Raw genomic sequence first — 13521 nt, 5'->3', positions numbered from 1 at the left:
CTTCGAGGAGATGCCATGACTTCGCGCCCCGTCATCGACGATCTGTCGTCCTTCTGGATGCCCTTCACCGCGAACCGCCAGTTCAAGGCCGCGCCGCGCCTGCTGGAATCGGCGAAGGGCATGTACTACCGAAGCACCGACGGGCGCGAGATTCTGGACGGCTGCGCGGGACTGTGGTGCGTGAACGCGGGCCACAGCCGCGATGAAATCGTCGCCGCGATCACGCAGCAGCTGTCGACGCTCGACTTCGCGCCGACCTTCCAGATGGGCCACCCGCTCGCGTTCGAAGCGGCGGCGAAGGTTGCCGAGCTGATGCCGGAAGGGCTCGACCGTATCTTCTTCACGAACTCGGGCTCCGAATCGGTCGACACAGCGCTGAAGATCGCCCTCGCCTACCATCGCGCGCGCGGCGAAGCTCAGCGCACGCGTCTGATCGGCCGCGAGCGCGGCTATCACGGCGTCGGTTTCGGCGGCATTTCGGTCGGCGGCATCGCACCGAATCGCAAGACGTTCTCGGGCGCGCTGCTGCCGGCGGTCGATCATCTGCCGCACACGCACAACCTCGAACACAACGCGTTCGCGAAGGGCCAGCCCGCATGGGGCGCGCATCTGGCCGAGGAATTGGAGCGCATCGTCGCGCTGCACGACGCTTCGACGATCGCCGCGGTGATCGTCGAACCGGTGGCCGGCTCGACCGGCGTGCTGATTCCGCCGCAAGGCTATCTGCAGAAGCTGCGCGAGATCTGCACGAAGCACGGCATCCTGCTGATCTTCGACGAGGTGATCACCGGCTTTGGCCGTCTCGGCAACGCGACCGCGAGCGAACACTTCGGCGTCACGCCGGACCTGATCACCTTGGCGAAGGCGATCAACAACGCGTCGATTCCGATGGGCGCAGTCGCTGCGAGCCGCACGATCCATGACACGGTCGTCGGCAGCGGCGCGCCGGGCGCGATCGAGCTGTTCCACGGCTACACGTACTCGGCGCATCCGGCCGCGGCCGCGGCCGCGATCGCGACGCTCGACCTGTACCGCCGCGACCAGCTGTTCGAGCGCGCGGCCAGCCTCGCGCCGACGTTCGAAGCCGCCGCGCATGGGCTGCGCGGCGCGAAGCATGTGAAGGACGTGCGCAATCTCGGCCTCGTCGCGGGCATCGAACTGGAATCGCGCGACGGCGCGCCGGGCGCGCGCGCTTATGAGGCGTTCGTCAAATGCTTCGAGGCGGGCGTGCTGATCCGCTTCACCGGCGACATCCTCGCGTTCTCGCCGCCGCTGATCATCGACGAAGAGCAGATCGCGCGGCTCTTCCGCACGGTTGGCGAGGTGCTGGCGACGGTGCAGTAAGTAGGCAGGCAAGCCCGCCAGCGGGCGACAACAACAGAGCGGCGGCACGCGCATGCGTGCCGCCGCCCTCTTCCATTGCCGCCGCTTTGCGAGCCGCAAGCTCAGTGATGCGCGCGCGCCGCCCGCGTTTGCGCGGCCTTTTTCGCGGCAGCGGAGCGTCCAGCCGCGCCTTTGGTCGCCGCGGCCTTCTTGGCTGCGGCGGAGCGGCTCGCGGCAGGCCGCTTGGCCGCCGCCGACTTCGCCTGCTTCGACATCGCCGCCGACGACGCCCCGGCCTTGCTCTCGCGCTTGAGCACGCTTTCCGACACACGCGAGCGTTTAGCGCTCGACTCCTTGCTCGCGCTCTTCTTCGCAGCGCCGACGTGCTTGCCCGCCGCACTGTCCTTCTGCGCTTTCTTGCGGGTCGCCTCGCTCGTGGCGCCCTTCTTCGGCGGCTTTAGGTCGACGCCGGCGCGCCGCGCCTCGGACAGCCCGATCGCGATCGCCTGCTTCGGCGAGCGCACGCCGTGCTTGCCTGCGCGGACCTTGTCCACCTGTTCCTTGACGAACTCTCCCGCTTGGGTACTCGCTGATTTGCCCGCGCGTTTATCGGCCGCGGCACGCTTCAAGGTTTTCTGCTCTGGCATGACGGTTCTCCGGTTGTGGGTGAGGCTCTTATGGTTCAGCAACGAGCGTGCCGCAACGCCCATCTGCGTCTTGGTCCGGCGGCAGTTACGGGAGGGACTCGCGTGCGTCGGCGGGACGGCGTATGGTTGTGGACATGGGACGGGAGTCAGCGCCGAGGCGCCGACTCAAATCGACCGCTTGCACGGAGACAGCCATGAAGACAGTTACGGTTCGCGCTGGCGCACATATCGAGGGCGTGCACTGGATCGCCGAGTACGTCGAAGACGTCCACGAAATACGCCTGTTTCGCGAGGGGCAGGAAGTGGACGTGCACGACGCGCCGTCCACACTGTTCGGCGATGAAGAAAACGCGGGCTCGAAGAACACCGCCGATCATCGCGCGATGGAAGCGGCCGTGCTCGCTTATCTGAAGCGCTTCGTCACGGAGCACGACGCGGAAGAGTAGGTTTTGCTGGCGGCAGAGGCCGCTGCGCAAGCACATTCACCAGCACTCACGCGGCGAATCGCGCGGCAGTCACGACGGAGCGCCGCGCGCCGCGTCCTCAATCCGCCGGCCGCAGTTTTTTCACCTCGGCGTCCGATGGCTGCACGCTCGCGCCATCCACATAGCGGTACGACGTCATCACACCCTTGCCGTCCTTCACGCCGGTCACGCCGACATACGCGCCCATCGTCGACTGATTGTCCTGCGCGCGGTACGTGATCGGACCGAACGGCGTCTGCACGTTGAGCCCCTTGAACGCGGCGGCGAGCTTGTCCGCATCGGTCGAACCCGCCTTCTTGATGCCGTCCGCGATCGACATCAGCGCCGAATAGCCGACCACCGAGCCCAACCGCGGATAGTCGTGATATTTGGCCCGATACGCGTCGACGAACTGCTTGTTCGCGGCGGTATCGATCGAATACCACGGGTAGCCGGTGACGATCCAGCCGATCGGCGCTTCGGCGCCGAGCGGATCGAGGTAGTCGGGTTCGCCGGTCAAGAGCGACACCACCGCGCGATCCTTGAAGAGCCCGCGCGTATTACCCTCGCGCACGAACTTGCCGAGGTCGGCGGCAAACAGCACGTTGAAGATCGCGTCCGGCTTCGCGTCGGCGATCGCCTGGGTCACGGCGCCCGCGTCGACGTTGCCGAGCGGCGTCGCCTGTTCGACGACGAACTGCACGTCCGGCTGAGCGGCCGTCAGCAGCTTCTTGAAGGTCGCCACCGCCGATTGCCCGTACTCGTAGTTCGGATACACGATCGCCCAGCGCTTCTTTTTCAGCTTCGCGGCCTCGGGCACCAGCATCGCGACCTGCATATAGGTCGAAGGACGCAGACGGTACGTGTATTTGTTGCCATCGGCCCAGACGATCTTGTCGGTCAGCGGTTCGGCGGCGAGGAAGAAGATCTTCTTCTGCTTCGCGAAGTCGGCGAGCGCAAGGCCCGTGTTCGACAGGAAGCCGCCGAACAGCAACTGCACCTGCTCACGCGCGATCAGCTCCTGCGCGACGCGGATCGTGTCGCCGGGGTTGCCGCCGTCGTCGCGCGAAATCACTTCGAGCTGCTTGCCGAGCACGCCGCCCGCCGCGTTCACCTGCTCGAGCGCGAGATTCCAGCCTTGCCTGTAAGGCCCGAGAAAGGCTGGCTGCGCCTTGTAGCTATTGATCTCGCCGATCTTGATGGTCTGCTGGGCGCTCGCGCCGAGCGCGGCAAACGAGCACACGGTCGACACCATGAGGCGAGAGATCCATCCTGCGCGCGTGGTCATGCGTTAACTCCGTAATCAAAAGGAATGGTGGGTTTTGTCAGACGTGCGAACGGGCAAGCGCGCGGACCCGCGCACCGGTGGACGACGGCCGGCGGCTCATTGCTCGCGCGGTTCCGCGCGGATTCTGGCCACGTTCGCGGCGACGTCCCTTCATGCCGGCTCGCCGCCCGCGAACTGCGCGCGCAGGTGCGACACGAGCTCGGCGACCTGGGCGTCGTTCAAACTATCGCGGTAAGCCGGCATCGTACCGAGTTCGGGCCGCGCAGGCGAGCCGATGCCGTCGAGAGTCACGCGAATCAGGTTGTCCGGCGCCGCGCGGTCCCCAATCGCCGGCGCCATCGGCCTATCCTTCCGCCGACATTACCGGATGAATTCACACGCTCAGATAAGCGCGCCTCACCGTTTCGTTCCGTGCGAGCTCGCCGATCGTGCCGCTGAAACGGATTTGCCCTTTTTCGAGCACATACGCGCGGTCGCTGACCAACTCGGCGAAGTGCAGATTCTGTTCCGACAGCAGAATGGATAGCCCTTCGCGCTTCAGTTCGAGAATCATGTTCGCCATCTGCTCGACGATCACCGGCGCGACGCCTTCGGACGGTTCGTCGAGCAACACCAGATACGGATTGCCCATCAGCGTGCGTGACACGGTCAGCATCTGCTGCTCGCCGCCGCTCATCTGGCCGCCGGGGCGCCTCGGCATTTCGCCGAGATTCGGAAACAGGCGGAACAGCTTTTCTGGCGTCCATTGCGGCGCGCCTTCGCGCGGCGGCTGGCGGCCGGTGTCGAGGTTCTCCATCACCGACAGATCCGCGAACAGGCGGCGGTCCTCGGGCACGAAGCCGACGCCCATGCGCGCGATCTTGTACGGCGCAAGCGCACTGATGTTCTGGCCGCGAAACGTGACTTCGCCGTGGCGGTGCGGCAGCAGTCCCATCACCGCTTTCATCGTCGTCGATTTGCCGGCGCCGTTGCGGCCCATCAGCGCGACCACTTCGCCACGGCCGACTTCGAGGTCGACGTCGAACAGGATGTGCGCGCGGCCGTAGAACGCATTGAGGCCGGAGACTTTCAGCATCGGTTCGCTCATTGCTGCGCTCCCCGGCCATTCTGCGAATTGCCGTCCGCGTCCTGCAGCGCCGCGTGCGGCCGGAACATCTTGCCTGTGCCGAAATAGACTTCCTGCACGCGCGGGTCGTTGCGGATCGTATCGCCGTCGCCCTCGGCGATCAGCTTGCCGCGCGCGAGCACGATCATCCGGTCGGCGTATGCGAATACGACGTCCATGCTGTGCTCGGTAAACAACACGCCGATCCTGTGTTCGGTCACCAAACGCCTGGTCAACGCCATCAATTCGTTGCGCTCCTTCGGCGCCATGCCGGCGGTCGGTTCGTCCATCAACAGCAGCTTCGGCCGGTTCGCGAGCGCGATCGCGAGTTCGACGCGCTTCACGTCGCCATACGCGAGCACCCCGCACGCGCGTTTCGCGTGCTCGCTCATGCCGACCTGTTCGAGCAGCGCGAACGCTTCGTCGGCATAGCGCGAGCCCGCTGGTTTCCAGAGACCGAAGGTCTTTTTTTCGCGCGACACCAGCGCCATCTGCACGTTCTCAAGCACCGTCATCGAGTTGAACGTCGCGGCGATCTGGAACGTGCGGCCGACGCCGCGCCGCCAGATATCGCGCGGCCGCATGCCGACGAGTTCATGACCGTCGAGCAGGATCGATCCCGACGACGGCCGCAACTGACCGTTGACCATGTTGAAACAGGTCGATTTGCCCGCGCCGTTGGGGCCGAGCAGCGCCAGCAGTTGACCGGCTTCGAGCTCGAATGAAACGTCATCGACCGCCTTCAGTCCTCCGAACGATCGCGACAGACCGCTCACGCGCAGCAGGCTCATAGGCCCTCCTTGACCGCGGCGGTCCGTTGCGATGGCGACGCGGCGCCGCCGTTGGACTTATCGGCCTGATCGTCGTTCGTGTCGCCGAAACGCTCGCGAATGAAGCCGACGATTCCCTGCGGAAACGCGATCACCAGCAGCAGGATCGCGAAGCCGAGCAGCGCCTGCCAGTAGTCGGTCTGTCGCGCGACAGTGTCCTGCAGCCACGTGAACACGGCCGCGCCGACGATCGGCCCGCTCAAGGTCTGCAAGCCGCCGAGCAGCACCATCACGAGGCCATCGACCGAGCGGCTCACGCTGATCACTTCGGGCGAGATATTGCCCTTCGAAAACGCGTACAGCGATCCGGCGAGTCCGCAGAACAACGCCGCGATCACGAACGACGCCCACTGCACGCGCTTCACGTCGATGCCGATCGCCTCGGCGCGCAGCGCGGAATCGCGCGACGCGCGCATCGCGTAGCCGAGCGGCGAGAACAGCATGCGGCGCAACAGCCCCACGCCGAGCACCGCGCACGCTAGCGTCAGGTAGTAGAACGCGACCGGCGACGACAGCCAGTTCGACGGCCATAGTCCGAGAATGCCGTTGCTGCCGCCCGTCACATCGTCCCACTGGAACACGACCGACCAGACGATCTGCGCGAACGCGAGCGTCAGCATCGCTAGATAGACGCCGGACAGGCGCACGCAGAACCAGCCGAACACGAGAGCGCCGATCACCGCGAGCAGCGGCCCGAGCAGCAACGCGGCTTCCATCGGCAGATTCAGCACTTTGAGAAACAGCGCCGCGCCGTATGCACCGAGTCCGAAGTACGCGGCATGGCCGAACGAATGCAGACCGCCCGGGCCCATGATGAAATGCAGGCTCGTCGCGAACAGCACCGCGATCAGGATTTCGACGAGCAGCACCGGCATATACGGAAACGCGTTGGCCGCGAGCGGCGCCAGAACGAGCACTAGCAACACGACGGCGGCGAGCCACTTCAGACGCTTGCCCGCGGGACGCAATGGCGCTTCCGGCGCACCCAGCGCGCGCACCGCGGCACTTGCGCGGCCGAGCAGCCCCCAAGGCCGCACCACCAGCACGACCGCCATCACGACGAATTCGGCCACCAGCGTAAAGCGGCTCAGCGACAAACCGATGCCGAAGATCGTCACATGGCCGATGCCAACGCACAGCGCCTTGATCTCGGCGATCAGCAACGCCGCGATGAACGCGCCCGGAATCGAACCCATGCCGCCGACCACGACGACCACGAACGCGTTGCCGATCGTCTCCAGGTCGAGCGACAGGTTCGCCGACATGCGCGGCCCTTGCAGCGCGCCGCCCAGTCCCGCCAGAAACGCGCCGATGAAGAACACGCCGGTAAACAGCCATGCCTGATTGATGCCGAGCGCGCCGAGCATCTCGCGATCCTGCGTTGCGGCGCGCACCAGCGTGCCCCAACGCGTGCGCGTCAACGCGTACCACAGCAGCAGCAAGACGACGGGACCGATCACGATCAGTGCGATGTCGTAAGTGGGCAGCGGATGGCCGAGAAAGTCGACCGCGCCCGCGAGATGCGGCGCGCGCGGACCGAACAGGTCGTCGGGGCCCCAAAGCCAGAGCGCGGCGTCGCGAAAGATCAGCACGAGCGCAAAGGTGGCGAGCAAATGGAACAGCTCGGGCGCCTGATAGATCCGCCGCAGCACCAGGATTTCGACGAGCGCGCCCAGCACCGCGACCGCGAGCGCGGCCGCCAGCACCGACAGCCAGAAGCCGCCCGCGGTTTGGCCAAAGCGGCTCGCGACGCTGTACGCGACGTAGATGCCGAACATATAGAACGAGCCATGCGCAAAGTTGACGATGCGCGTCACGCCGAAGATCAACGACAAACCGGCAGCGACCAGAAACAGCGTCGACGCGTCAGCGAGTCCATTGACCAGTTGTACCAGCAGATTCGAAAGCATCGTGACCCTCGGCAGCTCGCCGAACGGCGCGCGCAACATGCGCTGCGGCCCGATCGACGGACGTTGCAGCGCGGGCGGCACCATGCGCGCCCGCGTCAAAGGCAGCACACTACCAGCGAAATAACCCGCGCAACAAGCGAAGGGCGTCCTTGTGGGCGAGCGGCACGTCGATCGCGGTGCCGAGCATGCCGATCTTCTTCGCCGACGGCACCGGAGCCGCGCCTTTCTCGGCCGCCGCGCGCAGCGGCGCGCCGAGCTCCGGATGCAGGAATCGCGGCCGCATGTTCGAGCTCGCCCGCCTCGCCGACGATCGCCAACTTGCCGTAGCTTTGCGCCTCGCCGGGCGCGATGCAGATTTCTTCGACGCAGCGCTTGCCGAGCAGCGTGCAGAGTTCCTCGCCGGATTCGATTGGCGGGTCGAGCTTCGCCTCGTATCGTCCCGCATACGCATTATCGATCACCGCAATCGCGACCGCACGGCACGCGGGCGGCTCGAAGGTCTGCCTGCACGACCAGCTTGCGAGGCCTGATCGCCATCTCCGCTCTGCGAGGTTCGTTGCATTGCCGTTTGCCGTGACTTGGTGCGCACCGCTTCAGTTTCAGCGCCAGCCATCCTTGCCGACGACCGCCCCCTTCGCGAGGCCGCCCACCCGCGCATGCACGCGCTGCCCGCGCTCATCTCGAGGATGTAGACGATCTCCATATCGGGATGCAGATCAAACTGACGCATATCTTAAAAATTGTGTGCAACCAGTCGGTCTGGTTTAATCGTTGATTCGTACAACCAATGAGAAAAAGACGATGGTTTGGATTTACAAGCATGAGAGCCACTTGTTGTATCACAACGACAAATTAATCACAGATAAGGGATATTCCGGCAAGGGAGAGCACAAGAATAAGCACAGTAGCCAGTATGTCCGCGACCAGGGACCAATCCCCGTTGGCCTGTATGAAATTACCGCACCATTTCCGCACCCTAAAACTGGACCGCATTCCGTGCGGCTCAACCCCGTTGCGGGAACCAGCCTGGGCGGGCGCGACGGCTTCATGATCCACGGCGACAGCATGAAGGAACCCGGCAACGCGTCAAATGGATGTATCGTTCTGCACCTCCCATACCGCAAGCAGATCTGGAACAGTGGCGACAGAATGCTTAGGGTGGAACATTCATGAAACACATTTTTGCAGTCCTGCTGCTATCCCTTCCCGCGCTGTGCCTGTCGCAAGGCAGACCGAACCCGCCATGCGACAGGTGGCCGACCAACATCGCCGAAAACAGCCTGAAAGACGCAGGCATGATTGGCAGTATCGACTATACGAAAACCCAAGCCGTGCAACTGGCATCCGAGAAAATTGGAAAATCGGAGGATGGCGAACAGTTGTGGCGTGAGGTCTATCACATCACCTTCCACGAAAAAAACGGAAACAAGGTCAAGGTGATTACTGTGGACGACGCTGGCGAATTTGAATGTTCGATGAGTTCCGTAGAGGTCTTTGTCGTTTCGAAGCATTTGTTGCCAAGAGCCGAGAACGACAGAATGTTCAAGCAGATAGAGTGAGGCCCTTTGAATCCATGAAACACGTTTTTGCAGTCCTACTGCTATCTTTTCCCGCGCTATGCCTGGCGGAAACCAGCCCATACCCCCCATGCGGCGACCGATTTCCAGCCTATGTGGCCCAGATGGCGGTGAGAAAAACAGACATCCTCTCCTTGGATTTCGATGCTACGAAAACAAAAGCCGTGCGACTGGCGTCCGAGAAGATCGGTAAATACGAAGATGGCGAACAAAAGTGGCGCGGGGTCTATCAGATCACCTTTGAGGAGCGAAATGGAAATAAGATCAAGCTGGTTGCTGTGTATGAGATAGGCGAACTGGAGTGCACGATTCGCGACGAACAGTTTCTTATCGTTTCGAAACAGTTGCAGCGTGTCAGCGGGGACACTCGGTACAGGCAGATCGAGTGACTCGCGCCGGTTCAGACGCGGACCCGCTTCGCACGGGTCTTTTTTACATTGAGCAAGGAGTCGGCCTTGCGTCGTTGTACTTAGCTCTGCCCGTCAATTTTAAAGATGGAGGTAGGCGTGGGCGCTCTTTCCATTTGGCACTGGCTGGTGTTTGTTCTTGTTGTCGTCATCGCGGAGATTATCCCACTATGGCTGATCCTGAAGAAGGCGGGATATGCGGGAGTCTGGTCGCTGCTTGCCTTCATTCCGGTGGTGAACGTCGTTCTACTGTGGTTCATTGCCTTGGCCCGCTGGCCTGCATTGAACTCGAGACAGTCCTGACCTGTCGCGTCCGGTCTGAATGTGCAGATGCCCGCAAGCGTCATAGCGACGACCGCCGCATAAAAAAACGCGCGACGGAAATATCCGTCGCGCGTTTGCTGATTGGCTCTGAAAACTACGAGCGCTCGGTCGTTACGACTTCGCCACCGCGGCCGCCGCATCGTCCTCGCGGAACAGCTTGTCGGCCAGGTGGAACGCTGAGTTGGCCGCCGGCACGCCGACATAAATCGCGGTCTGCAGCAGCACTTCCTTGATCTGTTCGCGCGTCACGCCGTTGTTCTTCGCGGCGCGCAGGTGCAGCGCGAGTTCTTCGCTGCGATTCAACGCAACCATCATCGCGATCGTCAGCAGGCTGCGCGTATGACGCGGCAGACCTTCACGCGTCCAGATCTCGCCCCACGCATAGCGCGTGATCAGGTTCTGGAACTCCTCGGTCAGCTCGGTGCGGTTCGCGAGCGAACGGTCGACGTGCGCGTTGCCCAGCACCGCGCGACGTACGCCCATTCCGGCTTCGTAACGGTCTTCATCGTTCATTTTGCCTCCGTCAGGAAGTCGAGCACGGTCTTCGTGAACTCGTCGACCTTTTCGATGTTGGAAATATGCGAAGCGTCGAGCTCGACGTAGCGTGCGCCCGGAATCGACTGTGCGAGTTCGCGGCCCTGCGCGGGCGTGGCGGCGAGGTCGTGCGTGCCGCTGATCACGAGCGTCGGCAGCTTGATGCCCGGCGTTTCGGGACGCAGATCGGCCGCGTCGATCGCGTCGCAGTTCGATGCATAGCCTTCCTTGTCGGTATGCACGAACACGTCGCGGATCATCGCCAGCACGACCGGCTCACGCTCGATGAAGTCTGCCGTGAACCAGCGCGGCAGCACCGCGCCGGCGAGTGCGAGCATGCCTTCCGAGCGCGCCTTCGCGGCGCGCGGCACCCAGACTTCCGGCGAGCCGATGCGCGCGGCCGTATTGCACAGCACGACGCGCTCGAAGCGGTCGCCGTGACGCGCGGCGAGCCCGATGCCGGTCAGGCCGCCCATCGAAATGCCGCAGAAATTCGCGCGCGCGATCTTCAGCGTATCCATCAGACCGAGCACGTCGCCGGTCAGTTGCTCGATCGTGTACGGCCCCTTCGGCGCTTCAGAATGACCGTGACCGCGCGTATCGTAGCGCAGCACGCGGAAGTGCTTCGACAACGCCGCGACCTGCGGCGTCCACATGGACATATCGCAGCCGAGCGAATTCGACAGTACGAGCCACGGCGCGTGGCCGTGACGGTCGCCGTCGATGCGATAGTGAAGCTCGGTGCCGTTGACTGCGGCGTAGGGCATGCCGGTTACTCCTTGGAATGGGCGCGCTGCGCGCGCGTGGTGTGAAGCGTCAGCGCGGCGTCGACATATGCGTGCGCCTGGCCGACGTATTGAGCGGGATCGAGCAGCTGCTTGAGGCGCTCGATCGAAAGATGTTCGGTGACGGCCGCGTCGGCGGCAAGCACGTCGTACAGCGTCTTGCCGTCGCGGATCGCCGCCTTCGACGCGCGCTCGACCAGATGATGCGCGTCGAGCCGGCCGATGGCATCGCCGAGCGCGAGCATCACCGCTTCGCCGAGGATCAGCCCGTGCGTGACGTCGAGATTCTTCGCAAGTCGCGGCACGTTCACGTTCAAGCCGGACGCGATCTGTTCGATGTTCGCGAGCGCGCCGCCCGCGAGACGCGCGAGATCCGGCAGCGCGTCCCATTCGGCTTGCCAGCCGCCGAGCGCGCGTTCGTGCTCCTGCACCATGCCGGCGAACACGGTTGCGACCAGGCCGGGCGCTCGCGTCGCGGCCGTCAGCACCGCCGCGCAACCGACCGGGTTGCGCTTGTGCGGCATCGTCGACGATCCGCCCTTGCCGGCCGCGGCCGGTTCGGCGAGCTCGTCGATTTCGGTTTGCATCTGCAGCGACACATCGCGCGCGATCTTGCCGAGCGTGCCGATCAGCATGCCGAACAGCGACGCCGTCTCGGCGATGCGATCGCGCTGCGTATGCCACGGCAAGGTCGGCACCGCAAGCCCGAGTTCCTTGGCGAGCGACTGCGTGACCTGCGGCGCCGCCTCGCGCAGACTCGCGAGCGTGCCGGCCGCGCCGCCGAATTGCAGCACGAGCACGCGCTCTCGCAGTGCATCGAGCCTATCGCGATGTCGCAGCAGTGCGTCGAGCCATTGCGCGAACTTCAGACCCAGCGTGATCGGCAGCGCCTGTTGCAGCCATGTGCGGCCGATCATCGGCGTCGCGCGATGGGTGGCCGCGAGTTTCGCGATCGCGTCGCAGGTGGCTTGCAGGCCGCTGTCGAGCAGGTCGAAGGTGTCGCGCAGTTGCAGCACAGTCGCGGTGTCGATGATGTCCTGGCTCGTCGCGCCCCAATGCACGTATTTGCCCGCTTCGGCGTCGGCGGCTTTGACGCGTGCGGTCAGTTGCTTGACGAGCGGAATCGCGAGGTTGCCGCCGAGCGCGGCGTCGCGTGCGAGCGCGTCGGCGTCGAGCTGGTCGGCCTGGCAGGCCGCTTCGATCGCGGGGACGGCGGATTCGGGAATGACTTTGTGCGCGGCGGAGGCGCGCGCGAGTGCGGCTTCGACGTCGAGCATTCGCTGCAGCGTGGCACGCGGCGCCCAGATGTCGTTCATCGGCTGTGTGCCGCAAAGAAGGCCAGTCAGACGGGCGCTGGAGTCGAGCATGGTGACGACGATGTTTGAGGGAATCGGAAGTGAAGAAACGGCGCGGCGCGGCGGGTCGAAGCAGACACCGCGGTGGACCGGCGCTTGTAGCGCGCTCGTGCCATACGTATGCCGCACTTTGTGCTGCGTATTGTGCGCCAAACGCGGGCAGGCTGTCGCTGAAGTTGTCAGGCCAGCGCTGACGAAGAGTTTGCCTCGTCAGCGCTGGCCCGTTCGTGCAATGCTGCCTTCAGACGAGGCGCCATCGATGCGGCCGCAAGGCAGGCCGCCGCCGCGACGCCTCAGCCACGCATCAGGCCGCGCGTGCGGCTTGGGTGCCGTCGGTCATCGGCACGCCAGTCAGCTTCAGCAGTTCGTCGAAGCCGATGTCCGTGAAAATCTCGCGCACGACGAGGCCTTCCTTTGTGACGTCGATCATCGCGAGGTCCGTATAGATACGGGTCACGCAGGCGATACCAGTGACTGGGTACGAGCACTCGGCGGTGATCTTGCTTTCGCCTTGCTTGGTCAGGTGCTCCATCATCACGTAGACCTGCTTCGCGCCGATCGCGAGGTCCATCGCACCGCCGACCGCCGGAATCGCGTCGGGCGCACCGGTGTGCCAGTTCGCGAGGTCGCCCTTCGCCGACACCTGGAACGCGCCGAGCACGCAGAAGTCCAGATGGCCGCCGCGCATCATCGCGAACGAATCCGCGTGATGGAAGTAGGCGCCGCCCGTCAGCAGCGTGACGTGCTGTTTGCCGGCGTTGATCAGTTCGTCGTCTTCCTCGCCCTTCGCCGGTGCCGGGCCCATGCCGAGCAGACCGTTTTCGCTGTGCAGGAAGATTTCCTTGTCGGCGGCGAGGTGGTTCGCCACCAGCGTCGGCACGCCGATGCCGAGGTTCACGTAAGCGCCTTCAGGGATGTCCTGGGCAACGCGCTTGGCCATTTCATCGCGGGTCAGTTTCTTCATGTCGGTCT

Annotated in this window: 15 protein-coding genes and 2 pseudogenes; 6 read left to right on the top strand and 11 right to left on the bottom strand. The window is 64.3% G+C overall.

Annotated elements, in window-relative coordinates:
• The first annotated feature begins 15 nt into the window (after positions 1-15).
• The gene (locus AB3X94_RS26520) at positions 16-1344 is read left to right on the top strand and encodes an aspartate aminotransferase family protein (protein ID WP_176106663.1); all 1329 of its coding nucleotides are present in this window, start codon (positions 16-18) and stop codon (positions 1342-1344) included.
• Positions 1345-1445: 101 nt separating this feature from the next.
• Here the strand turns inward: AB3X94_RS26520 and AB3X94_RS26515 are convergent, their stop codons facing one another.
• Positions 1446-1970 (bottom strand): DUF6496 domain-containing protein, encoded by a 525-nt coding sequence (locus tag AB3X94_RS26515; protein WP_176106664.1) that lies wholly within the window; start codon positions 1968-1970, stop codon positions 1446-1448.
• A 194-nt stretch (positions 1971-2164) separates the two neighbouring features.
• Between AB3X94_RS26515 and AB3X94_RS26510 the strand changes: the two genes are divergently transcribed.
• Positions 2165-2416 (top strand): hypothetical protein, encoded by a 252-nt coding sequence (locus AB3X94_RS26510; RefSeq protein ID WP_176106665.1) that lies wholly within the window; start codon positions 2165-2167, stop codon positions 2414-2416.
• Between the two features lie 97 nt (positions 2417-2513).
• Here the strand turns inward: AB3X94_RS26510 and AB3X94_RS26505 are convergent, their stop codons facing one another.
• The 6 genes and pseudogenes from AB3X94_RS26505 to AB3X94_RS26480 all read right to left on the bottom strand — a co-directional run.
• Entirely contained in the window at positions 2514-3722 is a 1209-nt protein-coding gene (locus AB3X94_RS26505; RefSeq protein WP_368613153.1) for an ABC transporter substrate-binding protein, read from the bottom strand.
• A 150-nt stretch (positions 3723-3872) separates the two neighbouring features.
• Positions 3873-4031 (bottom strand): annotated as a pseudogene (locus tag AB3X94_RS26500) (cytochrome c); the annotation flags it as partial.
• A gap of 64 nt (positions 4032-4095) precedes the next feature.
• The gene (locus AB3X94_RS26495; RefSeq protein ID WP_368613152.1) at positions 4096-4809 is read right to left on the bottom strand and encodes an ABC transporter ATP-binding protein; all 714 of its coding nucleotides are present in this window, start codon (positions 4807-4809) and stop codon (positions 4096-4098) included.
• Entirely contained in the window at positions 4806-5618 is an 813-nt protein-coding gene (locus AB3X94_RS26490; protein ID WP_368613151.1) for an ABC transporter ATP-binding protein, read from the bottom strand. Before AB3X94_RS26490 ends, AB3X94_RS26495 begins: the two co-directional genes overlap by 4 nt.
• Positions 5615-7567 (bottom strand): ABC transporter permease, encoded by a 1953-nt coding sequence (locus AB3X94_RS26485; RefSeq protein WP_368613173.1) that lies wholly within the window; start codon positions 7565-7567, stop codon positions 5615-5617. The genes AB3X94_RS26490 and AB3X94_RS26485 overlap by 4 nt, the downstream gene beginning before the upstream one ends.
• A 142-nt stretch (positions 7568-7709) precedes the next feature.
• A pseudogene (locus AB3X94_RS26480) lies at positions 7710-8104 on the bottom strand (amino acid synthesis family protein); the annotation flags it as partial.
• A 264-nt stretch (positions 8105-8368) separates the two neighbouring features.
• Between AB3X94_RS26480 and AB3X94_RS26475 the strand changes: the two are divergent.
• From AB3X94_RS26475 to AB3X94_RS26460, 4 genes are all read left to right on the top strand, one after another.
• Positions 8369-8740 (top strand): tlde1 domain-containing protein, encoded by a 372-nt coding sequence (locus tag AB3X94_RS26475; protein WP_368613150.1) that lies wholly within the window; start codon positions 8369-8371, stop codon positions 8738-8740.
• The gene (locus AB3X94_RS26470; RefSeq protein WP_368613149.1) at positions 8737-9126 is read left to right on the top strand and encodes a hypothetical protein; all 390 of its coding nucleotides are present in this window, start codon (positions 8737-8739) and stop codon (positions 9124-9126) included. The genes AB3X94_RS26475 and AB3X94_RS26470 overlap by 4 nt, the downstream gene beginning before the upstream one ends.
• Positions 9127-9140: 14 nt before the next feature.
• Positions 9141-9533, top strand: coding sequence for a hypothetical protein (locus tag AB3X94_RS26465; protein ID WP_176106672.1), 393 nt, complete (start codon positions 9141-9143; stop codon positions 9531-9533).
• 117 nt (positions 9534-9650) lie between these two features.
• Positions 9651-9854 carry a hypothetical protein gene (locus AB3X94_RS26460; protein WP_176125883.1) on the top strand — a complete coding sequence of 68 codons (204 nt, stop codon included), beginning with the start codon at positions 9651-9653 and terminating at the stop codon, positions 9852-9854.
• Between the two features lie 132 nt (positions 9855-9986).
• Here the strand turns inward: AB3X94_RS26460 and pcaC are convergent, their stop codons facing one another.
• The 4 genes from pcaC to AB3X94_RS26440 all read right to left on the bottom strand — a co-directional run bounded on the left by pcaC (position 9987) and on the right by AB3X94_RS26440 (position 13513).
• Positions 9987-10388 carry a 4-carboxymuconolactone decarboxylase gene (gene pcaC, locus AB3X94_RS26455; protein WP_176106674.1) on the bottom strand — a complete coding sequence of 134 codons (402 nt, stop codon included), beginning with the start codon at positions 10386-10388 and terminating at the stop codon, positions 9987-9989.
• On the bottom strand, positions 10385-11176 hold the full coding sequence (gene pcaD, locus AB3X94_RS26450) for a 3-oxoadipate enol-lactonase (RefSeq protein WP_176106675.1): 792 nt from the start codon (positions 11174-11176) through the stop codon (positions 10385-10387). The genes pcaC and pcaD overlap by 4 nt, the downstream gene beginning before the upstream one ends.
• A 5-nt stretch (positions 11177-11181) precedes the next feature.
• Positions 11182-12561, bottom strand: coding sequence for a 3-carboxy-cis,cis-muconate cycloisomerase (locus tag AB3X94_RS26445; protein WP_176106676.1), 1380 nt, complete (start codon positions 12559-12561; stop codon positions 11182-11184).
• Between the two features lie 292 nt (positions 12562-12853).
• Positions 12854-13513 (bottom strand): 3-oxoacid CoA-transferase subunit B, encoded by a 660-nt coding sequence (locus AB3X94_RS26440; protein ID WP_176106677.1) that lies wholly within the window; start codon positions 13511-13513, stop codon positions 12854-12856.
• Positions 13514-13521 lie beyond the last annotated feature (8 nt).

The sequence above is a fragment of the Paraburkholderia sp. BR10923 genome (genome assembly GCF_040948765.1).
In the GTDB taxonomy this organism is placed as follows: domain Bacteria; phylum Pseudomonadota; class Gammaproteobacteria; order Burkholderiales; family Burkholderiaceae; genus Paraburkholderia; species Paraburkholderia youngii.
This window is presented reverse-complemented; position numbering and strand designations above follow the sequence as displayed.

Excerpts from the sequence above, each read along its gene's own strand:
- AB3X94_RS26520 (WP_176106663.1), top strand. The coding sequence starts at position 16 with ATGACTTCGCGCCCCGTCATCGACGATCTGTCGTCCTTCTGGATGCCC.
- AB3X94_RS26515 (WP_176106664.1), bottom strand. The coding sequence starts at position 1,970 with ATGCCAGAGCAGAAAACCTTGAAGCGTGCCGCGGCCGATAAACGCGCG.
- AB3X94_RS26510 (WP_176106665.1), top strand. The coding sequence starts at position 2,165 with ATGAAGACAGTTACGGTTCGCGCTGGCGCACATATCGAGGGCGTGCAC.
- AB3X94_RS26505 (WP_368613153.1), bottom strand. The coding sequence starts at position 3,722 with ATGACCACGCGCGCAGGATGGATCTCTCGCCTCATGGTGTCGACCGTG.
- AB3X94_RS26495 (WP_368613152.1), bottom strand. The coding sequence starts at position 4,809 with ATGAGCGAACCGATGCTGAAAGTCTCCGGCCTCAATGCGTTCTACGGC.
- AB3X94_RS26490 (WP_368613151.1), bottom strand. The coding sequence starts at position 5,618 with ATGAGCCTGCTGCGCGTGAGCGGTCTGTCGCGATCGTTCGGAGGACTG.
- AB3X94_RS26485 (WP_368613173.1), bottom strand. The coding sequence starts at position 7,567 with ATGCTTTCGAATCTGCTGGTACAACTGGTCAATGGACTCGCTGACGCG.
- AB3X94_RS26475 (WP_368613150.1), top strand. The coding sequence starts at position 8,369 with ATGGTTTGGATTTACAAGCATGAGAGCCACTTGTTGTATCACAACGAC.
- AB3X94_RS26470 (WP_368613149.1), top strand. The coding sequence starts at position 8,737 with ATGAAACACATTTTTGCAGTCCTGCTGCTATCCCTTCCCGCGCTGTGC.
- AB3X94_RS26465 (WP_176106672.1), top strand. The coding sequence starts at position 9,141 with ATGAAACACGTTTTTGCAGTCCTACTGCTATCTTTTCCCGCGCTATGC.
- pcaC (WP_176106674.1), bottom strand. The coding sequence starts at position 10,388 with ATGAACGATGAAGACCGTTACGAAGCCGGAATGGGCGTACGTCGCGCG.
- pcaD (WP_176106675.1), bottom strand. The coding sequence starts at position 11,176 with ATGCCCTACGCCGCAGTCAACGGCACCGAGCTTCACTATCGCATCGAC.
- AB3X94_RS26445 (WP_176106676.1), bottom strand. The coding sequence starts at position 12,561 with ATGCTCGACTCCAGCGCCCGTCTGACTGGCCTTCTTTGCGGCACACAG.
- AB3X94_RS26440 (WP_176106677.1), bottom strand. The coding sequence starts at position 13,513 with ATGAAGAAACTGACCCGCGATGAAATGGCCAAGCGCGTTGCCCAGGAC.